The organism is Pseudomonas sp. O39 (genome assembly GCF_045447295.1).
GTDB classification, from domain to species: Bacteria; Pseudomonadota; Gammaproteobacteria; order Pseudomonadales; family Pseudomonadaceae; genus Aquipseudomonas; species Aquipseudomonas antarctica_A.
The window spans coordinates 47,137-67,835 of record NZ_JBJGXV010000021.1; the positions used below are offsets into that span (position 1 = coordinate 47,137).

22 protein-coding genes and 1 pseudogene are annotated in these 20,699 nt (G+C 60.9%); 13 read left to right on the top strand and 10 right to left on the bottom strand.

The window, feature by feature from the left end; genetic code table 11:
- Position 1: 1 nt before the first annotated feature.
- The 7 genes from hflC (at position 2) to cfaB (ending at position 7,238) form a co-directional block, all read left to right on the top strand.
- On the top strand, positions 2–991 hold the full coding sequence (gene hflC, locus ACI77D_RS22610) for a protease modulator HflC (RefSeq protein WP_064454807.1): 990 nt from the start codon (positions 2–4) through the stop codon (positions 989–991).
- The gene (gene hflK, locus ACI77D_RS22615; protein ID WP_064454806.1) at positions 988–2,022 is read left to right on the top strand and encodes a protease modulator HflK; all 1,035 of its coding nucleotides are present in this window, start codon (positions 988–990) and stop codon (positions 2,020–2,022) included. The genes hflC and hflK overlap by 4 nt, the downstream gene beginning before the upstream one ends.
- The gene (locus ACI77D_RS22620) at positions 2,019–3,905 is read left to right on the top strand and encodes a cation-translocating P-type ATPase (RefSeq protein ID WP_221295933.1); all 1,887 of its coding nucleotides are present in this window, start codon (positions 2,019–2,021) and stop codon (positions 3,903–3,905) included. Before hflK ends, ACI77D_RS22620 begins: the two co-directional genes overlap by 4 nt.
- A gap of 117 nt (positions 3,906–4,022) precedes the next feature.
- A complete protein-coding gene (locus ACI77D_RS22625) occupies positions 4,023–4,274 on the top strand; it encodes a hypothetical protein (protein WP_064454804.1) in 252 nt (83 codons plus the stop codon).
- A gap of 67 nt (positions 4,275–4,341) precedes the next feature.
- Positions 4,342–5,187, top strand: a complete 846-nt coding sequence (locus tag ACI77D_RS22630; protein WP_064454803.1) for a DUF692 domain-containing protein — start codon at positions 4,342–4,344, stop codon at positions 5,185–5,187.
- Complete coding sequence (locus tag ACI77D_RS22635) at positions 5,178–5,966, top strand: putative DNA-binding domain-containing protein (RefSeq protein ID WP_407017530.1); 789 nt, start codon at positions 5,178–5,180, stop codon at positions 5,964–5,966. The genes ACI77D_RS22630 and ACI77D_RS22635 overlap by 10 nt, the downstream gene beginning before the upstream one ends.
- Positions 5,967–6,053: 87 nt before the next feature.
- Positions 6,054–7,238 (top strand): C17 cyclopropane fatty acid synthase CfaB, encoded by a 1,185-nt coding sequence (cfaB, locus tag ACI77D_RS22640; protein ID WP_064454801.1) that lies wholly within the window; start codon positions 6,054–6,056, stop codon positions 7,236–7,238.
- A 133-nt stretch (positions 7,239–7,371) separates the two neighbouring features.
- Here the strand turns inward: cfaB and cls are convergent, their stop codons facing one another.
- Positions 7,372–8,811: a cardiolipin synthase gene (gene cls, locus ACI77D_RS22645; RefSeq protein WP_064454800.1), complete on the bottom strand. Its 1,440-nt coding sequence runs from the start codon at positions 8,809–8,811 to the stop codon at positions 7,372–7,374.
- A 130-nt stretch (positions 8,812–8,941) separates the two neighbouring features.
- Between cls and ACI77D_RS22650 the strand changes: the two genes are divergently transcribed.
- Positions 8,942–9,463, top strand: a complete 522-nt coding sequence (locus ACI77D_RS22650; RefSeq protein ID WP_053258748.1) for a DUF3617 domain-containing protein — start codon at positions 8,942–8,944, stop codon at positions 9,461–9,463.
- Here the strand turns inward: ACI77D_RS22650 and ACI77D_RS22655 are convergent.
- The 7 genes from ACI77D_RS22655 to folE2 are packed head-to-tail and all read right to left on the bottom strand — an operon-like array spanning position 9,460 to position 15,085.
- Positions 9,460–10,797 (bottom strand): dihydroorotase, encoded by a 1,338-nt coding sequence (locus ACI77D_RS22655; protein WP_407017531.1) that lies wholly within the window; start codon positions 10,795–10,797, stop codon positions 9,460–9,462. The genes ACI77D_RS22650 and ACI77D_RS22655 overlap by 4 nt on opposite strands.
- A 3-nt stretch (positions 10,798–10,800) precedes the next feature.
- Positions 10,801–11,361 (bottom strand): DapH/DapD/GlmU-related protein, encoded by a 561-nt coding sequence (locus tag ACI77D_RS22660; RefSeq protein WP_407017532.1) that lies wholly within the window; start codon positions 11,359–11,361, stop codon positions 10,801–10,803.
- Positions 11,358–11,771: a phosphoribosyl-AMP cyclohydrolase gene (hisI, locus tag ACI77D_RS22665; RefSeq protein WP_407017533.1), complete on the bottom strand. Its 414-nt coding sequence runs from the start codon at positions 11,769–11,771 to the stop codon at positions 11,358–11,360. The genes ACI77D_RS22660 and hisI overlap by 4 nt, the downstream gene beginning before the upstream one ends.
- Positions 11,768–12,646, bottom strand: a complete 879-nt coding sequence (locus tag ACI77D_RS22670; RefSeq protein ID WP_064454797.1) for a metal ABC transporter substrate-binding protein — start codon at positions 12,644–12,646, stop codon at positions 11,768–11,770. The genes hisI and ACI77D_RS22670 overlap by 4 nt, the downstream gene beginning before the upstream one ends.
- A gap of 11 nt (positions 12,647–12,657) precedes the next feature.
- On the bottom strand, positions 12,658–13,524 hold the full coding sequence (locus ACI77D_RS22675; protein WP_053258743.1) for a metal ABC transporter permease: 867 nt from the start codon (positions 13,522–13,524) through the stop codon (positions 12,658–12,660).
- Entirely contained in the window at positions 13,524–14,192 is a 669-nt protein-coding gene (locus ACI77D_RS22680) for a metal ABC transporter ATP-binding protein (protein ID WP_262666605.1), read from the bottom strand. The genes ACI77D_RS22675 and ACI77D_RS22680 overlap by 1 nt, the downstream gene beginning before the upstream one ends.
- Positions 14,189–15,085 carry a GTP cyclohydrolase FolE2 gene (folE2, locus tag ACI77D_RS22685; protein ID WP_407017534.1) on the bottom strand — a complete coding sequence of 299 codons (897 nt, stop codon included), beginning with the start codon at positions 15,083–15,085 and terminating at the stop codon, positions 14,189–14,191. Before folE2 ends, ACI77D_RS22680 begins: the two co-directional genes overlap by 4 nt.
- A gap of 128 nt (positions 15,086–15,213) precedes the next feature.
- On the opposite strand from folE2, the gene ACI77D_RS22690 reads away from it, so the two are divergent.
- A complete protein-coding gene (locus ACI77D_RS22690; protein WP_064454794.1) occupies positions 15,214–16,425 on the top strand; it encodes an N-acetylmuramoyl-L-alanine amidase in 1,212 nt (403 codons plus the stop codon).
- Here ACI77D_RS22690 and ACI77D_RS22695 read toward each other — a convergent pair.
- Positions 16,422–16,790 (bottom strand): hypothetical protein, encoded by a 369-nt coding sequence (locus tag ACI77D_RS22695; protein ID WP_064454793.1) that lies wholly within the window; start codon positions 16,788–16,790, stop codon positions 16,422–16,424. The two genes, ACI77D_RS22690 and ACI77D_RS22695, sit on opposite strands and share 4 nt — an antisense overlap.
- 128 nt (positions 16,791–16,918) lie before the next feature.
- On the opposite strand from ACI77D_RS22695, the gene dksA reads away from it, so the two are divergent.
- The 4 genes and pseudogenes from dksA (at position 16,919) to ACI77D_RS22715 (ending at position 20,208) form a co-directional block, all read left to right on the top strand.
- A complete protein-coding gene (gene dksA / locus ACI77D_RS22700; RefSeq protein ID WP_064454792.1) occupies positions 16,919–17,323 on the top strand; it encodes an RNA polymerase-binding protein DksA in 405 nt (134 codons plus the stop codon).
- Positions 17,324–17,350: 27 nt separating this feature from the next.
- Positions 17,351–18,557, top strand: a pseudogene (gene zigA / locus ACI77D_RS22705) (zinc metallochaperone GTPase ZigA).
- A complete protein-coding gene (locus tag ACI77D_RS22710) occupies positions 18,557–19,201 on the top strand; it encodes a DUF1826 domain-containing protein (RefSeq protein ID WP_064454790.1) in 645 nt (214 codons plus the stop codon). The pseudogene zigA and the gene ACI77D_RS22710 overlap by 1 nt, the downstream one beginning before the upstream one ends.
- Before the next feature lie 44 nt (positions 19,202–19,245).
- Entirely contained in the window at positions 19,246–20,208 is a 963-nt protein-coding gene (locus ACI77D_RS22715) for a GTP-binding protein (protein ID WP_221295928.1), read from the top strand.
- On the opposite strand, the gene ACI77D_RS22720 is transcribed toward ACI77D_RS22715, so the two are convergent.
- Positions 20,202–20,597, bottom strand: coding sequence for a DUF3301 domain-containing protein (locus ACI77D_RS22720; protein WP_064454788.1), 396 nt, complete (start codon positions 20,595–20,597; stop codon positions 20,202–20,204). The genes ACI77D_RS22715 and ACI77D_RS22720 overlap by 7 nt on opposite strands.
- Positions 20,598–20,699 lie beyond the last annotated feature (102 nt).

Genomic DNA, 20,699 nt, shown 5'->3' on the forward strand with positions numbered 1-20,699 from the left:
GTTGAGCGCTCATTCTCACGATCACGGTCATCACCACCACGGCCATCATCACCACCATCACGGCGATGAGCAGGCGGCCGGGCCATTCCCGTGGCGGCGCATGGCCTGGGCGGTGTTGCTGGTGCTGTTTGCGGTGGCGGCTGCCAGCCTGGTGCAAGTGCGTTCCGGCGAGGCCACGGTGATTACGCGGTTCGGCAACCCGTCGCGGGTGCTGCTGGAGCCGGGCCTGGGCTGGCGCTGGCCGGCACCGTTCGAAGCCGCGATCCCGGTGGACCTGCGCCTGCGCACTACCTCCAGCGGTTTGCAGGATGTGGGTACCCGCGACGGTCTGCGGATCATCGTGCAGGCCTATGTGGCGTGGCAGGTGCAGGGCGATGCCGACAATGTGCAGCGCTTTATGCGCGCGGTGCAGAACCAGCCGGACGAAGCAGCGCGGCAGATTCGCACGTTCGTCGGCTCGGCGCTGGAAACCACGGCGGCCAGCTTCGACCTGTCCAGCTTGATTAACACCGACGCCAGCCAGGTGCGCATTGCCGATTTCGAGGCGCAATTGCGCCAGCAGATTGATCAACAATTGCTCACCACCTATGGCGTGCGCGTGGCACAAGTCGGTATCGAGCGCCTGACTCTGCCGTCGGTCACCCTCACGGCCACCGTCGACCGCATGCGTGCCGAGCGTGAAACCATTGCCACTGAACGCACCGCTGTCGGTAAGCGTGAAGCGGCGCAGATCCGCTCTGCCGCCGAGCGTGATGCGCGAATTGTGCAGGCCGATGCCACGGTGAAAGCCGCCGATATCGAAGCCCAGTCGCGGGTTGAAGCCGCGCAAATTTATGGTCGGGCCTACGCGGGCAATCCGCAGCTGTACAACCTGCTGCGTTCGCTCGACACCTTGGGCACGGTGGTCACGCCGAGCACTCGGATCATCCTGCGCACCGACGCCGCGCCGTTCCGTGCACTGGTGGACGGACCGAAGGACGTTCAACCATGACCGAGCGTGACGGCCCGGACAGCCCGTGGATCCAGGCCGGGCGCCTGACGTTCCTGGCGTTGTACGCGGTGACGGTGCTGGCGGCGTTGGCTTGGGCGTTTTCCAATGTGCGGCAGATCGACCCGCAAAACCGCGCCGTGGTGTTGCACTTCGGCGCACTGGACCGGATTCAAAACGCCGGGCTCCTGCTGGCGTGGCCACAGCCGTTCGAGCAAGTCGTGCTGTTACCCGCAGCGGACCGCGTGATCGAACGTCGGGTGGAGAACCTGCTGCGCTCCGATGCGGCAACCCAGGCCGACCGCGTCGCCAGTTTCGCCACGCCATTGAGTGATGCGCTGGCGGGTTCCGGTTACCTGCTGACCGGCGATGCCGGTGTGGTGCAGCTGGATGTGCGGGTGTTTTACAAGGTCACCGAACCCTACGCGTTTGTGCTGCAGGGCGAGCATGTGCTGCCGGCGTTGGATCGACTGGTGACGCGCAGCGCCGTGGCGCTGACGGCTGCGCGCGATCTGGACACGATTTTGGTGGCGCGCCCGGAACTGATCGGCACTGACAACGGCGCGGCCGAGCGCCGTGAGCGGCTGCGCGCAGATCTGGTGCAAGCTATTAATAAGCGCCTGGCGGAGCTGGCCGCGACGGGTTTGGGGCTGGGCATTGAAGTCACCCGTGTCGACGTGCAATCGAGCCTGCCGGGCCCGGCGGTGAATGCGTTCAACGCGGTGCTGACGGCCAGCCAGCAAGCCGATAAAGCCGTGGCCAACGCGCGCACCGAAGCGGAAAAACTCACCCAGAGCGCGAACCAGGAGGCTGACCGCCTGGTGCAAGTTGCCCACGCCCAGGCCAGTGAGCGCCTGGCCAATGCCCAGGCGCAAACCGCCACTGTTGCCAGCCTGGCGCAGGTCAAAGACCCAGGCTTGCTGCTGCGCCTCTACCGAGAGCGCGTGCCGAAAATTCTTGGCCAGGCCGGTTCAGTGACGACGGTCGATCCTAAAGACGACTCCCGCTTGATCATCCAGGGAGCCGAGCAATGAGCGCGCCTATGTTGACGTCCGCCGAGCAGCGCAGTGCTGCCCGGCAATTGACCCTGGCCATGCTGGCCTTGGGGTTGCTGGTATTGGGCCTGGTGTGGCGCTGGCTGGCGCCGGATCAGAACGGTGTCAGCCAATTACTGCTCGGTGTTGCTTCCTTGCTGGTGGCCGTGCCGGTGATGCGTTCGGCCTGGTACAGCCTGCGCTACCCGAGCCTGCATGGCATCACCGACCAATTGATCGCGCTGGCGATGATGGGGGCGTGGGCCACGGGCGACCTGCTGACCGCCGCCTTGCTGCCGATCATCATGATCTTCGGCCATGTGCTGGAAGAGCGCAGCGTGATCGGCTCCCAGGAAGCGATTCACGCACTGGGCAAACTCACCCGCAGCAACGCGCGGTTGGTGCAGGCAGACGGCAGCATCGTTGAAGTGGATAACGGCACGCTGAACACCGGGGATATCGTCGAAGTGCGCGCCGGCGACCGGGTACCCGCCGATGGCGTGGTGCTGTCGGGCCAGGCCAGCCTGGACACGGCGCCTATCACCGGGGAGTCGGTGCCGTTGGAAGCCGGCGTCGGCGTGCAGGTGTTTGGTGGGGCGATCAACCTTGATGGCGTGTTGCGCCTGCAAGTGACGCGCACCGGTGATGAGTCGACCTTGGGCAAAGTCATTGCGCTGATGCAGAACGCCGAGCGCTCCAAACCGCCGATCACGCGGCTGCTGGAGCGCTATGCCGGCAGCTATATGGTGCTGGTGTTGCTGCTGGCGGCGGTGACCTGGTTTGTTACCAATGACGCCCAGGCGATGCTCGCCGTGCTGGTGGCGGCGTGCCCGTGTGCCTTGGTGCTGTCGGCACCGGCCACGGCGATTGCCGGGATTGCGGTGGCGGCGCGCCATGGGATTTTGATTCGCAGCTCCGCGTTTCTGGAGGAACTGGCGGACCTGACCTCGTTGGTGGTCGACAAGACCGGCACGCTGACCTTTGGCACCTTGCGCTTGCAGTCCATCGAAACCACGGCGCCGGATCGGCAGGTGGTGTTGAACCTGGCGGCCAGCCTCGGTTCGGCCAGCAGCCACCCGGTCAGCCGTGCATTGGCAGGTTTGGCGACTCAGGAACAAATGCTGGCGCTTACGGACATTCGCGAACGCCAGGGCCTTGGCGTAGTGGCGCAGACCGAGCAGGGCGAGGCGGCCCTTGGGCGACCGGAGTTGTTTGAGCAATTGGGCATCGTCAGCACCCCTGTCCCCAATCACGACGGCCCGATTGCCGGGTTGGCGCTGAACGGGCAGTTCCTCGCGTGGCTGTTGCTGGCCGACAGCGTCAAGCCGGAGGCACGTCAGGCACTGCAAGAGTTGCGGGATTTAGGCCTTGGCCGCCAATTGCTGCTGACCGGCGACCGTCAAAGCGTGGCCGACAGCCTCGCGCTGGACGTAGGCATCAGCGACGTCGAAGCGCAGGCCTTGCCGGAAGACAAGCTCAACCGCGTGTTGGGAGAAATCAGCAGTGGTTTCCGGCCGATGGTGGTGGGCGACGGCATCAACGACTCTTTGGCGCTGAAGGCGGGTGTGGTTGGCGTGGCGATGGGTGCGGGTGGGGCGGACATCGCCCTCGCGTCGGCGGACGTGGTGTTGATCGGCAGCGACCTGCGCCGCCTGGGCACCTGTGTGCGCTTGAGCCGTCAGTGCCGACATACGTTGCAGGTCAATGTGGTTATCGGCCTGGGCTGGACCTTGGCCATCGTGGTGTTCGCGGCGTTTGGCTGGCTGGGCGCAGCAGGCGCAATGATTGCGGCAGTGTTGCATAACCTCAGCACCTTGCTGGTACTGGGCAACGCCGGGCGTTTGCTGCGCTTTCAGGAGCCGCTTTTGAAGCTCGACGAATAATTTTCAGAAATATTTGCACACGGCTGTAACGCCAATGCGGGACCTCACTCTAGTGGTATGTCGAGACTGAACAATCCGTTCAGACCGACTCCACTACTGCTCATGAGGAATACGAGAATGAACATTAAATCCGCTGCTGCCGGTGCCGCCCTCGCAATGGCCGCCGCTACTATGTTTGCTGGTGTAGTCACTCAGGCTCAAGCCGCTGATACCGCTGTGCATTGCTATGGCGTCAACGCCTGCAAAGGCCAGAACGACTGCAAAACCAAAGACCACGCCTGCAAAGGTCAAGGTTCCTGCAAAGGCCAGGGCTTCCTCTCTATGAGCAAGGCAATGTGCGACGAAAAAGGCGGCAAAGTCGGCGAATAACCGGCAAACCAGTGCAACCGCAGCGGACGCCCCCCGCCGCTGCGGACACTTTGCCCAGGAGTGTCTGATGTCCACTTCCCTTAACAGTCTGGGTTACGGCCTGGGTTTACGCAGTGAGTATTACCAGCAGATCCTTGAACAATCGCCAGCCGTGGATTGGTTCGAAGTGATCTCCGAGAATTATCTGGTCCAGGGCGGTAAAGCCTTGTACTACCTGGACGCGATAGCCGAGCGCTATCCCCTGGTGATGCACGGTGTGTCCCTGTCCATCGGTGGGCCTCATGCCCTCGATAACGATTACCTTAAACAAATCAAACAGCTCGCCGAGCGTATTCAACCTGCGTGGGTTTCCGATCACCTGTGCTGGAGCCGCGGCAGCGCGCATCAGTTGCACGATTTGCTGCCATTGCCGTACACCGAAGAAAGCCTCTACCACGTGGCCGGCCGTGTGCGCCAAGTGCAGGACGTGTTGCAGCGTCCGTTGGTGCTGGAAAATGTCTCCAGCTACGTACGCTCCAGGGCGGACGAATTCACTGAGTGGGAATTCCTCAATGCCTTGGCTCACCTCACGGGGTGCCAGTTGCTGCTGGACGTCAACAATGTGTATGTCAGCTCGCGCAATCACGGGTTTGATGCGTGGACGTTTATCCGCAGCCTGCCGCCCGAGAGTATCCGCCAACTGCATTTGGCCGGGCATATGGACTACGGTGATTATGTCGTCGATACCCATGACCATCCGGTATGCGACCCGGTGTGGGCGCTCTATCAACAGACACTTGAGCATTTGGGGCCGGTGTCGACGCTGTTGGAGCGCGATGACCATTTCCCGCCGTTCGAAGAGCTGCTGACCGAGTTGAGCAAGGCCCGTGAACTGGGGGCTACCGCGTTGGCCCGGAGGTCGTTATGCGCCTGACCGATTGGCAGTTGGCCTTTGAACAGCATCTATTATCCGAAACGGCGGTGGCCAACAGTGGTTTCGCCGCCACCTTGCTCGGCGGTCCGACCCTGGACGTAGACACGGGGCTGGCGATTTATCACAACGCCTACGTGTCGCGGTTGCAGGAAGTGTTGCGCCATGATTTCGGCGCCATCTGGTATTGGCTGGGGGATGATGAGTTCGCGTTGTTGACACAGGCCTATGTGCGGCGTTATCCGTCTGCCCATTACAGCCTGCGTTGGCTGGGTGAGCGGTTCCCGGCATTTATCGTTGAGCACCTGGTGGCTGAGCAGAGCGCGCCGCTGGCCGAACTGGCACGGTTGGAGTGGGCCTTCACCCTGGCATTTGATGCGCCGCAGGGTGAGCCGCTGACCCTGAATGATATGGCGCAACTGCCACCCGAAGCCTGGCCGGGTTTGCAGGTAGTCCTGGCGCCTTCTGTGCAGCAGATGCTCTGCCATTTCAATACCGTGGCGATTTGGCGGGCCAGCAAGGATGAGTCTGACTTCCCCGACAGCCACGCGCTGGAATTAGCGCAGGTTTGCCTGGTGTGGCGCCACCAGAACGTGTGCCACTACCGCAGCCTGGAACCCTCTGAAGCCTGTGCACTTGCAGGAATGGTCGCCACTGGCTGGAGCTTTTCAGAACTGTGCGCAGAGTTAGCAGTCACTTATAAGGAGGGTGCACCGCTGCAAGCGGTGACGTGGCTGAAACAGTGGATCCAAGACGGTTTGCTCGAGTTTCGGGCCTCGTAGAAAAGCGCTATCAATTCGATAGCCACCTACTTTGTCTTCGGATGGTCTACCCTCATTCCAGACGTCTGAAACAAGGGGGGACTACTCATGCTCGCGCCACTTCCACCGGCCTTACAGAATCTCAAGCTACCGCTTCGTCTTCGACTCTGGGACGGCCATGAATTCAACCTGGGCCCTGAGCCCAGTGTGACCATCGTGGTGAAGGACCCCACGGCGGTCTCCATGCTGACCCATCCAACGCTCGACTCATTGGGCGAAGCGTTCGTCGAGGGCAAATTGGAGCTGGAAGGTTCCATCGCCGAGGTCATTCGGGTATGTGACGAGTTGAGTCACGCCCTGATCGAAGATGACGAGGAAAGTCATCCGGTGCGCTCGATCCACGACAAGGCCACTGATGCCGCCGCCATTTCTTATCATTACGATCTGTCCAACGAGTTCTACCAGCTTTGGCTGGACCAGGACATGGCGTACTCCTGCGGCTACTTTGAAACCGGTAGCGAATCCATCGACCAGGCTCAACAAGACAAATTTCGCCACCTGTGCCGCAAACTGCGTTTGCAACCGGGTGAATATTTGCTTGATGTGGGCTGTGGCTGGGGCGGATTGGCGCGTTTTGCGGCGCGGGAATTCGGGGTCAAAGTGTTTGGTATCACCCTGAGCAAGGAGCAGTTGGCACTGGCCCGGGAGCGCGTAAAAGCGGATGGCCTGGAAGACCAAGTGGACCTGCAACTGCTCGACTATCGCGACCTGCCCCAAGACGGTCGCTTCGACAAAGTGGTCAGCGTGGGCATGTTCGAACACGTTGGCCATGCCAACCTGGCGCAATACTGCAAAACCCTGTTTGGCGCGGTGCGTGAAGGCGGCCTGGTGATGAACCACGGCATTACCGCCAAGCACACGGATGGTCGTCCTGTCGGCCGTGGCGCCGGGGATTTTATCGAGCGTTACGTGTTCCCCAATGGTGAGTTGCCCCATCTGGCGATGATGACTGCCGAGATCAGTGAAGTCGGGCTGGAAGTGGTCGACGTCGAAAGCCTGCGCCTGCATTACGCGCGCACGCTGGACCATTGGAGCGAGCGGCTTGAGGACAACCTTGAAGCGGCGGCGAAGATGGTGCCGGAGCAAGCGTTGCGTATTTGGCGGCTGTACCTGGCCGGTTGTGCCTATGCGTTCGCCCGGGGCTGGATCAACCTGCATCAGATCCTGGCGGTGAAACCTCATGCCGATGGCAGCCATGAACTGCCGTGGACGCGGGAAGATATCTACCGCTGAAGCAGGAACACCGAAGCGCTGAAAATGTGGGAGCTGGCTTGCCTGCGATAGTGGTCTATCAGGACTGGATGAGTCGACTGATACACCGCCATCGCAGGCAAGCCAGCTCCCACAGTGCTATCTGTGTTGTTTGTTAGAGAATCGGTGATATCAAACGCGCGACTCGCATGCCCAGTTGTTGCAGGCGGCGGGTTTCGCGGCTTTCTTCCTGGCTGACTTCATGGGCGAGGGCGAAGTCGTCCAGCAGCATCTGTTCCACTTCGCTGGCAAACGCCTCGTCCACGGTCAGCAGCATCACTTCGAAATTAAGCCGGAACGAACGGTTGTCCATGTTTGCACTGCCGATGGCGCTGATTTCGCTGTCCACCAACACCACTTTTTGATGCAGGAAGCCTGGCTTATAGCGGAACACCCGCACGCCGGCGCGCACCGCTTCGATGGCGTAGAGGCTGGAGGCGGCATACACAATGCGGTGGTCGGGCCGCGACGGCAGCAGCAGGCGCACATCCACCCCGCGTAAAACTGCCAGGCGCAGGGCGGCGAACACGGCTTCGTCGGGCACGAAATAGGGGCTGGTGATCCACACTCGCTCAGTCGCGGCATGGATCGCTTCGACGAAAAACAGCGAGCAGGTTTCATACGGGTCAGCCGGGCCGCTGGCGAGCAGTTGGCAGAGCACGCCGTCTTCGGGGTAAGTATCCGGCAGGATCAGTGGCGGCAACTCGCGCGCGGCCCAGAACCAGTCTTCGGCAAACGACTCCTGCAGGCATGCCACGACCGGGCCAGTGACCTGCACATGGGTATCGCGCCATGGCGCCAATGGCGGCTTTTTGCCCAGGTACTCATCGCCGACGTTATGCCCGCCGACAAACCCGGTGATGCCGTCCACTACGACGATCTTGCGATGGTTGCGGAAGTTGACCTGAAAGCGGTTGAGCCAGCCGCTGCGGGTGGCAAATGCTTTGACCTTTACGCCAGCGTCGCGCAGGGATTGCACGTAACGATAGGGCAGGGCGTGGCTGCCGATGCGGTCATAGAGCACGTGGATGTCTACGCCTTCGGCGGCCTTTTCCTTGAGCAAGGTGTGCAGTTGGCGGCCGAGTTCGTCGTCATGAATGATAAAAAACTGGAACAGCACCGCCGTTTTGGCCGTGCGGATAGCGTCGAAGATTGCGCTGAAAGTAGCGTCGCCATTGATCAGCAAGCGTACTTCGTTGTTGGCCAGGCACGGCATGCGGCCCAATTTGGGCATGGCGCGCAGGGATGCGTAGGCATTGGAGTTGCGTGCGGCCAGCGCCTCATCGACCCATGGGCGCCAGTTCAGCGCGGTGATGGCGGTGTGCATTTCCTGGTTGGCCTGGCGACGCGCCTGGATATAGGCGTCGAAAGTGCTGCGACCAAAGATCAGGTACGGAATCAACGTCAGGTAAGGCATGAACATCAGCGACAAGGCCCAGGCGATTGAGCCTTGGGCGGTCCTGACGGTCAGCACCGCGTGAATCGCGGCCAGAGTCCCGAGAAAGTGCAGCGTGGCAATGAAGTAGGCGAGCAGGTGCGGGCCAAAAAAATCCATGAACGACGTAACTCCAGGCAACCAAGTGCCTAACAGACCATGTTCGACGGTGAATGTCGCTATTTTATTTGCCGTGCAACACTGGCAGCTTTGCGGCGTCTAACGCCCACAATTATCCAGGAGTTACCCGATGAATGCTCGTCTGCTTGGTTTGGCCATGGTTGTTGGATTGTCGCTGCCCGTGGCGGCTCAGGCGCAGATGCTGGCGCCGGGCTTGTGGGAATTGACCACCAGTAATATGAAAGTTGATAACCAGGACTTGCCGGACCTGTCGCTGATCCTCGGTCAGCTCAAACAACAGATGACCCCTGAACAGCGCGCGATGCTGGAAAAACAGGGCATCACCATGGCCGGCAAAGGCGTGCAGGTGTGCCTCACCCCGGCCCAGGTCGCCTCTGATTCAATCCCGCTGACTGACCCGCAATCGGGCTGTAAACAGCAAGTGACCGACAAGACCGGCAACCAGTGGAAGTTTCGTTTCAGCTGCCCGAAAGCCCAGGGCACCGGTGTAGCGACGTTCCAGAGCCAGCAGGAATTCACCACGACGGTTAATGGCACTTTCAATGCGACCGGCGTTCAGCAGAAGGGCAGCCTGGACACTCACGCACAGTGGCTGGGCAACGATTGCGGTACGGTCAAACCCCGCGCTTAACGCAGAAAGTGCAGGGGCAAGCCCTGGCAACTGTCGACCACCTGGCCGTTGTGCCACGCCAGGTGGCCCGACACCAGCGTGGTGCTGACGCTGTGGCGAAAGCTGCGCTCGGCGAAGGGCGTCCAGCCGCAGCGAGCGAGAATCGGCTGGCTGCTGACGGGTTTGCCTTGGGGCTCGGGTTTGATCAGCACCAGGTCGGCCCAATAGCCTTCGCGCAAGTAGCCACGATCGGGAATGGCGAACAGGTCGGCCACCCGGTGACTGGTTTTGGCCACCAGGGTCGGCAGGGGCAAGAGCCCGTCCGCAACCAACTCCAACAACGCCGGCAACGCGTGCTGCACCAACGGCAGCCCGGACGGCGCTTCGCGATAGCCCAATTGTTTTTGCGCCCAGGTATGCGGCGCATGGTCACTGCCAATCACATCCAGACGGTCAGTCAGCAAGGCCTGGCGCAGGGCGTCGCGGTCGGCGCGCGTCTTGATCGCCGGGTTGCATTTGATCTGGTGGCCGAGGCGGTGATAGTCGTGGTCATCGAACAGCAGATGGTGCAGGCAGACTTCGGCGGTGATGCGCTTTTCGGCCAGGGGTTTATCTTCGAACAGCGCCAACTCGATGGCGCTGGTCAGGTGCAGCACATGCAGGCGCGTGCCATGACGCTTGGCCAGTTCCACTGCAAACGATGATGAGCGATAGCAGGCTTCGGCATCCCGAATCAGCGGGTGGGCGACGGCGGGAATATGCTCGCCGAAGCGCTCGCGCAGGCGTTGCTCGTTGGCCAGGATGCTCGGCGTGTGTTCGCAGTGAGCGAGCAGGATGGTGGGTACTTCGGCAAACAGTCGCTCCAGAATCCGTGGGTCGTCCACCAGCATGTTGCCGGTGGAGGCGCCCATGAACACTTTCACCCCGGCCACTTCGCGCGGGTCCAGGGCGGCAACCGTGTCGAGGTTGTCGTTGCTGACTCCAAAGTGAAAGCCGTAGTTGGCCACCGAGTGCAACGCGCCCCGGCGCTTCTTATCGGCCAGGGCCCCTAGGTTAAGCGTGGCGGGGTTAGTGTTGGGCATGTCCATGAAGCTGGTGATGCCACCCGCCACTGCAGCGCGGGATTCACTGTAGAAGCTGCCTTTTTCGGGCGCGCCGGGTTCGCGAAAGTGCACCTGGTCATCGATCATTCCCGGCAGCAGCCATTGGCCTTGGGCGTCGATTTCTACGGGTTCGTTATAGCCTTCAATGCTGGTGGCGATCTTCTCGATACGGCCATTGGCGACCAGTACATCAGCGTCGAATAACTGGCCTTCATTCACCAGGCGGGCATTGCGAATCAGCAGGCGGCTCATGGTTCAGAACTCGTTTTGCAGGGCTTTGTAACCGCGCACCAGGTCGACGTTGGTGCGCGCCACGTCTTCGGAAAACTCCGAGGCGCTGACACTCACCGGCGGGAATTGCGACAGGTCGGTGTTCGGGCCGATGCGGGTGGTGGAGGGCACGTAGAAGGCGGCGGGCAAGTCACGGCCGTCGACCACCGAGTTATGACGCACCACGCAGCCATCACCGACGGCACAGTTGAACAGCACGCTGTTGAATCCAATGAAGACGCGGTCGCCGACGGAACAGGGGCCGTGGACAATGGAGCGGTGGGCGATGGAGGTGAGCTCGCCGATGGTCACCGCCGCCCCGGATTTGGAGTGGATGACCACGCCGTCCTGAATATTGGAGTTCGCACCGATGGTGATGGGGTCCATGGCACCGCTGGCGTCGACTTCGTCGGCGCGGATGACGGCGTAGGGACCGACGAACACGTTCTCGCCGATGATGACCTTGCCGCAAATGATGGCGGTTTTATCGACGTAGGCTGATTCGGCAATCACCGGCAGATCGCCGGAGGGGTTCTTGCGGATCATGCAGCGGGCTCCGTAATGATGTGAACGTAGGCGCCGTCGATGGCGTTGTAGAAGCAGGTGGGTCGGCCGGTGTGGCAGGCCGGGCCGTGCTGGTCGACAATCATGAGCACTGCGTCGCCGTCGCAATCCAGACGCGCTTCGACCAACTGCTGCCAGTGGCCGGAGCTTTCGCCTTTGCGCCATAGTTGCTGGCGCGAGCGCGACCAGTAGCAGGCCCGCCTTGTGGCCAGGGTTTCATCGAGGGCCTGGCGGTTCATCCAGGCCAGCATCAACACCTGGCCGCTGCCGTGTTGCTGGACAATGGCGGCAATCAAGCCATCGCTGTTCCACGGCAGGGCGTTCAGTACCTGTTCGAGTGGAAAGTGGCTGCCAATGGCAGCCTCTTCCAGGTCGAGCATGCTCAAGGTCATGGCTTGCTCAGGGCGGCGCACAGGGTGTTGAGGTTGTACTCGAACAGACCGGTAAAGGTGCTGGCCGGGCCTTCAGCGGCGAGGGCGTCGGAGTACAGCGTGCCGCCGATCTGCGCGCCGCTTTCATCCGCGATTTGCTTGAGCAGGCGCGAGTCCTTGATGTTTTCCATGAACACGGCTTTGACCTTGTCCTTGCGGATCTGGGTGATCAGCGCAGCGACTTCGGCGGCCGATGGTTCACGCTCAGTCGACAACCCTTGAGGAGCCAGGAACTGAATGCCGTAGGCCTGGCCCAGGTAACCGAACGCGTCATGGGAGGTGACGATGCGGCGGTTGCCAGGTGGCAATGCACCGAACTTGGTTTTGGCTTCGGCCAGCAGGCGGTAGATCTCTTTCAGGTACGCCTGGCTGTTGCGCAGGTAGTCGGCCTTGTTCGCCGGGTCAGCGGCCACCAGTGCCTTGGTGATGTTGTTCACATAGATTTCGGCGTTGGCCAGGTTATGCCAGGCGTGCGGATCGGGAATGGTTTCGCCGTCTTCTTCCATGGTGTGGGAGATCACGCCTTTGCTGGCGGTGACCACGGTGGCTTTGGTTTCGGTGCTGGTGACCAGGCGGTCCAGCCAGGGCTCGAAGCCGAGGCCGTTCTTGATGATGACCTTGGCCTTGAGCAGCGCCTTGGCGTCATCCGGTGTCGGTTCGTAGGTGTGGGCGTCGGCGTCCGGGCCCACCATGTTGCTGATCTGGATGTGATCGCCACCGATCTGGTGGGTGATGTCATCGAGAATACTGAAGCTGGTAACCACTTGAAGTTTGTCGGCGGCCTGAGCCATCGACAATGGCAGCAGAATGCTGAACAGCACGAGTAGAGCGCGCATCGGGAAACACCTCATTGGGATGTAAGCAAGGGCGGGCGGCGCAGCAAGCCGTGCACCGGACCGAAGACCACGGACAGCAAATACCCACCGCCAGCCACCAGCACGATGGCCGGGCCGCTGGGTAGCGAGTAGTAGAACGACAGCAACAAACCCAACCACACCGACAGGCATCCCAGCACCGCCGATACCGCGATCAACACCGGCAGGCGCCGGCTCCAGAAGCGTGAAGCAATGGCCGGCAACATCATCAAACCCACCACCATTAACGCGCCGATGGCCTGGAAACCAATCACCAGGTTCAGCACCACCAAGGTCAGGAATAACCCGTGGGCGAGTGGGCCGAGGCGGCTGACGGTTTGCAGGAACAGTGGGTCAAGGGTGTCCAGCAGCAGTGGTTTGTAGATCAGCGCCATGGCGATCAGGCTGAAGCCGGACACCCAGAGCATGCCGGTCAGGGTGGTTTCATCGACAGCCAGTGCTGAGCCGAACAGCAGGTGCAAAAGGTCCAGGCGTTTGCCGGCAATGCCGAGAATCAATACACCTGCGGCGAGAGAGATGGGGTAGATGGCGGCGAGGCTGGCGTCTTCGCGCAGGCCGGTGCGGCGGGTTATCCAGGCTGACACGCCGGCCATGCTCAGGCCTGCGCCGAGGCCACCAATGGTCAGGGCGGGCAGGCTGAGGCCGGCAAACCAGAAGCCCAGCGCGGCGCCGGGCAGGATGCCATGGGCAACGGCGTCACCGATGAGGCTCATGCGGCGCAGGATCAGAAACACGCCCAGCGGCGCGGTGCTGCAAGCGAGGACCAGCCCGCCGATGAGCGCGCGGCGCATAAAGACAAAGTCGAGGAATGGCATCCACAGATGGGCGGCGAAGTGCATCAGGCCACCTGCATGTGCGGTTGCGGGCGGATCAGCTCTTTACTGGGGCCGAATAGGCAGCCGGTGCTTTTGATCTGCACCACTTGCTGGGTGTGGTGACGCACCGACGCCAAGTCATGACAGACGACGATCAGTGTGCGGCCTTCATCGTGCCAGGCGTGAATGTGTTTCCAGCAGAGCGCCTGGCCTTCTTCGTCGAGGGCGGCGTGAGGTTCGTCGAGAAGCAGGACTGGCGCTTCGGCCAGGCTCATGCGAGCGAGCAGGGCGCGTTGCAGTTCGCCGCCGGACAGCGCCATCAACGGACGGTGTTCCAGACCACTGAGGCACCAGTCTTCCAGTACCGCTTGCAGCCGTTGGCTACGGTGTTGCGGGGTGAGCTGGGTGCCCCAGAAACCGGCGGCGACCAACTCTTGCAGGCTGATCGGGAACTGGCGATCCAAATGTTGTTGCTGGGGCAGGAATGACAGGCCGCCGCGGCGTGGAACATCCACGCTGACGTTGCCCGTCAGCGGCTTTTGCAGGCCGGCAATGACCTTGAGCAGGCTGCTCTTGCCTGTGCCATTCGCGCCGATGATGCCGGTGAGGCTGCCCTTTTCCAGCTTCAAATCCAGCGCCGGTGTGAGCGGTTGCCCGGGGGCGCCCCAGCGCAATGCGTTACAGGTGATCATGCAGAGTCTCTCGTCCAGCGGCTTTCAGCCACGGCATCGTGCGCGTGCAGGCTTTCGGCGTGGATCACTTTCAAGTGGAAGGCTTTGACGGCATCCGAGCGTTTCAAGGCGAGGTTCAGGCGGCGGGCGGCGTCTTCGCAGAACATCAGGTTCTGCCCGTTGGCCAGGGCGAAGGCTTGTTCGTCCGCACGTTTCACAGCGGTTTGCACGGCAGTGCCGAGGGCGGTTTCAACGTCGTTGATCAGGTCGGTTAGGGGCAAGGTGGACTGGTTGGCGTCCAGCTGGATGGACAGTTCTGCGCTGCTTCGTTGGCTGTGGGGCGTGGCGACGATGCCGTTGGCGCTGCCAAGCCACGTCAGAACATCCTCGTGCTGCAGTGGTGTGTTGGCGAAATCTTCGAGAAATTGCTGCTGAATCAACTGCCTGGCGAGCGCGGCCGAGCAAGGGCAGGTTGAAGAGTAAGTAACGTCAATTTTTAGTTCCACGTGGAACATCTGGTTTTCCAGGCGCGCTTCGATGCTCACCGGGTAGCCTTTCCAGCCGGTTAAAGGGCTGACCAGCGCGGGCCGTTTGAGCAGCAAATTCGCGTGGATACGCAGGTAGGCGTTCTTAGATAAACCTTCATGACTCTCAAGAAAGCGCTCAAGTAGAGTACGCAGAAGCGCAGGCGTAAGAGGCTGTTGGTCGAGCATTTCCAGGGCCAGGTACAGGCGTGACATATGAATGCCACGGGCCTCGCCATCGTCCAGGCTGACGCCCGCATCGGCAGTGGCGGTCAAGCGTTGGCCGTCGATGAGGATCGGCAGGGCAATGCCGCACATGCCTACCCAGTCGAGCGGCACAGCTTGGCGTGAAGCCTGCGCGGCAATATCCGGCAGAGTCAGCGCATTCATGGGCAGGTCCATCGTTGGAAATAAAAAGACATGTTATATTATAACTATTGAATCGACGATGATTTTTCTGCTCCAGCCTTTCTTCAGTCATGTCGAGCAGGGACGCTCCTCTATTTGCGGTATATGTCATGCACAGACGTCAGCTCCTCAACCTGCTGCTGGTCAGTCCCCTGTTCACCTTGCCTTTGGGGGCCTACGCCACGCAGATCCGCAATGCGCGCCTGTGGCGCTCGGACGATAAACTGCGGCTGGTGTTCGACCTTAGCGGCCCGGTGCAATACAAGACCTTTTCCCTGACCTCACCGGAACGTTTGATCATCGACCTGAGCGGCGCCGGGCTGTCGGGGGATTTTTCTCAGCTGGCATTAAAGAACAGCGGGATTACTTCGATCCGCTCCGGGCATTTCGGCAAAGGCGACACACGCATCGTGCTGGACCTGGCCGCGCCGATGCAGCTCAACAGCTTTTTATTGCCGCCCCAGGATGGCCAAGGTCATCGCCTGGTGCTCGACCTGACCAACGCCACTCATGCCCCGCGCCAAATAGCCGCTGAACCGCCTCCTCTGGTCGCGCCGGTAGACAAAGCGCATCCCAAGCGCGACATCATCGTGGTGGTTGACCCCGGCCACGGCGGTAAAGACCCTGGCGCCATCGGCTCCAGGGGCCAGCGCGAAAAAGACGTGGTGCTGTCGATCGCCCAATTGCTGGCCAAACGCTTGAAGCGTGAGAAGGGCTTTGACGTGAAACTGGTGCGCAACGATGACTTCTTCGTGCCGCTGCGCAAGCGTGTGGACATTGCCCGCCAGCACAAGGCCGATATGTTTATCTCGGTGCATGCCGACGCCGCGCCACGTCTCACGGCATCCGGGGCCTCGGTGTATGCGTTGTCTGAAGGGGGCGCAACTTCCGCTACGGCGCGCTTTATGGCGCAGCGCGAAAACGGTGCGGACCTGTTGGGCGCCACGACCTTGCTCAATCTCAAGGACAAGGACCCGATGTTGGCCGGGGTGATTCTCGATATGTCGATGAACGCCACCATCGCCTCCAGCCTGCAACTGGGCAGCTCGGTGCTGGGCAGCCTGCAAAGCATCACCACGCTGCACCAGAAGCGCGTGGAGCAGGCTGGGTTTGCGGTACTTAAATCACCGGACGTCCCCTCTATTCTGGTCGAGACCGGGTTTATCTCTAATACCCAGGACGCCCAGCGGTTGGTGACTGCGCGTCATCAACAGGCGGTGGCGGATGGCCTGTTTGAGGGATTGAAAAAATACTTCGAGAAGAACCCACCGATGAACAGCTACATGGCCTGGGTTCAAGAGCAGAAGAACGGCCAGGTCTAACAGCCGGTCATACGGCTGCACGTGAACTTGGCACTGGCGCCACCTGAGCTGGAAAACCGGTTGAGGGTGGTCCAGCCCACGCGTCGCGTGTAGCCGACCCACGCCTCTCCGTCGGACGCTAACCCAGTAAAGAACGTCAGCTGCCCATAGCGGCTGTTGGTTTGTGCCCAGTAGCGTTTGCCGATCACCTCGAAACCGCGCAAGTACGTGGTGCTGCCGACAGTCGCCACGCTGTAGGCATTCCCCAACGGATCCACGCAGGCCAGCAGGTTGGCGCTGCGCGTGCAGTTCGCCAACAGGCTTGGCATTTGGGCGCAGGCAGGTCCTGCCGCTGCCAATAACAGGGCGTACAACAGGCGTTTCATAGCGTTTCTCGGGGCAAGGGAAGTGCTCAAGCATTGCGCCCTTCGTCGTGGTGAGCAAGTCGGGATTAGCTTATTTGTGTTGTTATACTATAACATAAAACCACAGCCTGACCCGTGACCCGCTTCCTATGACTGAACAAGACCTGCTGGCCCAACCGCCCGCCAACTACATGAATGAAGCCCAGCAAAGGTTCTTCCGTGAATTGCTGCTTGCCCAGCGTACTGAGCTGCAAGCGCGCATTGAGGGCCAGTTCCTGGTGCTGCGTGAGCAGGAAACCAATAGCGACCCCGCCGATATGGGCAGCGCCGAAGAACAGCGCCAATGGCAACTACGCCTGCTTGAGCGGGAAAAGAAGCTGTTGGACAAGATCGACGACGCCCTCGAACTGCTGGCCCGCGGCGAATACGGCTGGTGCCGTGACACTGGCGAATCCATTGGCCTGCAACGCTTGCTACTGCGCCCCACCGCCACCTTGAGTATCGAAGCCAAAGAACGTGAAGAGCTGCGCGAACGCCATAAACGGGCGATTTGACCGGCCAACCCTGATGAGGAATACCTGATGCCAGATCGTCTCCCCGTTACCGTGTTGTCCGGTTTTCTAGGCGCCGGTAAAAGCACGCTGCTCAACTACGTCCTGCGCAACCGCGAAAACCTGCGGGTGGCGGTGATCGTCAACGACATGAGCGAAATCAACATTGACGGCAGCGAGGTTCAGCGTGATGTCACCCTGAATCGCTCCGAAGAAAAACTGGTAGAAATGAGCAACGGCTGCATCTGCTGCACTTTGCGTGAAGACTTGCTGGAAGAAGTCGGAAAACTCGCCAAGGAAGGCCGGTTCGATTACCTGTTGATCGAATACCACTGGTATTTCCGAGCCGTTGCCCGTGGCAGAAACGTTCACCTTTCGTGATGAAAACGAGCAAAGCCTGGCCGATATTGCGCGCCTGGACACCATGGTCACCGTGGTGGATGGCATGAACTTCCTGCTCGACTACCAGGCCGCTGAAAGCCTGGCCTCACGCGGCGAAACCCTCGGCGAAGAAGATGAACGCTCGATCACCGACCTGCTGATCGAGCAAATCGAGTTCGCCGACGTGATCTTGATCAGCAAGATCGACCTGATCAGCAGCCGCGAACGCGAAGAACTGATGGCCATCCTCGAGCGCCTCAACGCCCAAGCAGAAATCATTCCGATGGTCATGGGTGAGGTGCCGCTTAACAAGATCCTGAACACCGGCCGCTTTGACTTCGAACGCGCTGCCCAGGCCCCTGGCTGGTTGCAGGAATTGCGCGGTGAACATGTGCCGGAAACGCAAGAATACGGCATCGCTTCCACGGCTTATCGTGCGCGCCGCCCATTTCATCCGCAGCGCTTTTTCAACTTCATCGACCGTCCGTGGGTAAACGGCAAACTGCTGCGCTCCAAAGGCTTTTTCTGGCTGGCCAGCAAGCATCAGGATGCGGGCAGTTGGTCTCAGGCCGGAGGATTGATGCGCCATGGCTTTGCTGGGCGCTGGTGGCGTTTTGTGCCGAAAAGCCAATGGCCTCAGGACGAAGAAAGCGTGGCGGCGATCATGGGCAACTGGCAGCTGAGCACCGGCGATTGCCGCCAGGAGCTGGTGTTTATCGGGCAAAACATCGACTTCAGCCAGATGCGCGCCGAGCTGGACGCCTGTTTGCTCACGGATGACGAAATGGCTCTGGGTGTCGAAAGTTGGCGCTTGCTGGCCGACCCCTTTGGCCCTTGGTATGAAGAGGTCGCGTGATGTTGGCACCGGTTATCCCCCTGCGTCCCGTGATACGTCAGACCCGCGGGGAAACCCCGCTGGCACTGTCCGATATTCTGGAAGAAGGCGTAAACCTGGCGACATGGCGGCGCCAATTGCCCCATCATATTGCCGAATTCGGCGCCTTGCTGGTGGCGCTGAATGAGCCTTTGGCCGAATCCCTGGTGATCGAACTCAACAACGAAGACGCCGAGCCGAATTTGCAGGGTTTGGCGTCAAGTTGCCGTGATCTTGAAGGCTACGAAGGGTTTATCGCCGATGTGTCGTGGCTGGTCAGCGCGTTCGCCTGCCTGCTCGGTGCCAAGCGTATTGGCGTGCGTTTGCGCCTGTTGGACAAGGCCATGTGCCCACGTTTTCACGTTGACCATGTACCCGTTCGGTTGATTACCACCTACGCCGGAATCGGTAGCCAGTGGTTGCGCGAAGGGGTGATGGACCGCCGAAAACTGAGCCAACCGGATGCCGAACCCACCGAGCGCATTGAGCAAATCGACTGTGGCGAGGTGGCCTTGCTCAAGGGCACCAAGTGGCACGGCAACGAAGCCCATGGCCTGATTCACCGCTCGCCGGCGCTCAAGGCCGATGAGCGACGGTTGATCCTGACGCTGGATTGGCTGGCATAACCGGGTAGGATCAAGCTCTCTACACGGTCTGAATGATGCCTATCATGCTGCAGAACATTCCTACTCACGTGATTGCCGGGCCTTTGGGCGCCGGCAAGACCAGCCTGATCAAGCACCTGCTGGCCCAACGCCCGGCCAACGAGCGCTGGGCGGTACTGATCAATGAGTTCGGGCAGATCGGCCTGGATGCGGCGTTACTCACCCAGGACGACGATGGCATTGCCCTGGGCGAAGTCGCCGGTGGCTGTTTGTGCTGTGTGAATGGTGCACCGTTCCAGGTAGGCCTGGGCCGCTTATTGCGCAAGGCTAAACCGGATCGGTTGTTTATCGAGCCCTCGGGTTTGGGCCATCCCGCACAACTGCTCAAGCAATTGCGCGAAGCACCCTGGCAAAACGTGCTGGCGGTCCAGCCCTGTGTACTGGTGCTGGATGCCCAGGCATTGGCGGCGGGCAAACCCTTGCCGCAAGCGCAGCGCGAGACCTTGGCCAGCGCCGGGCTGCTGGTATTGAACAAGGACGAAACGCTGGATACCGCGCAGCGCCAAGCCGTCGAAAGACAATTACCCGACTGCCCGCTTTACTGGACCCGCCAGGCGCACTTGCCGCTCGCGCAGTTGCCGGGCCTCCAGACCAAAGCTGGCGCCCCTGTGGATAACTTCGATGTGCCCAAAGGCTTGGCGCAGATGCCAGCCATCTGGAGCGATCCCACACTGCCCATCTGCCTGAGCCAGGCTCAAGAGGGTGGCTGGAGCATCGGTTGGCGTTGGCACCCGAGCCAGCAATTCGAAACCGGGCGCCTGGCCCATTGGCTGACAAGCCTTGCATGGCGCCGCGCCAAACTGGTTATCCACAGCCGCCATGGGTGGGTCAGCGCCAACGCTGTGGATAAAAGCCCACTCGTCTGGCAACCCAGCGAGTGGCGCCGCGATTCGCGCATTGAATTGATTTTCAGCGAGCCACAGGACGTAGTCGCATTGCAGAGCGCGCTGGCCGCCTGTCGTCAGTGACGCGTCTTGGTGGCGTGGTCCTGGCGCCACTGGCTTAGCTCGATCACTTCCGCGCTGGGCAGCGGCGTCTTGATCTCGAACGGGTAGGGCGCCAGTTCAATCTGCGCGCTGTGGGCGCCGAACTGGGTGATAGTCCCGGGATGGCGGGTTTCGCCGGTCACGGTGAATTCAAAGTTATAGATACGTGCCAAGCGCCGCCGACCCTTGGCATCCTTCACAAAACCGATGCGTTTCAACGCCACCGCGCCGTCGAGCAGTTCGATATCGAGCTTGGCGCAATGTTGCTTGACCCGCTCCAGCGCCCGCTCGCGCAGGCCGTGGTTGTGCCACACCCAAGCGGCGCCAGTCGCCAGCAGCATCAACACAAAGATGTTTCCCAGGGTCAGCATGCGATGAACTCCAACAAAGTGAGAGCAGCTTAACTGTGTCTCTGGTCTGTCGTATAGGCTGTGTTTAGTCGCATACTGCGCGGCTAGAATTTCAACGGCTTT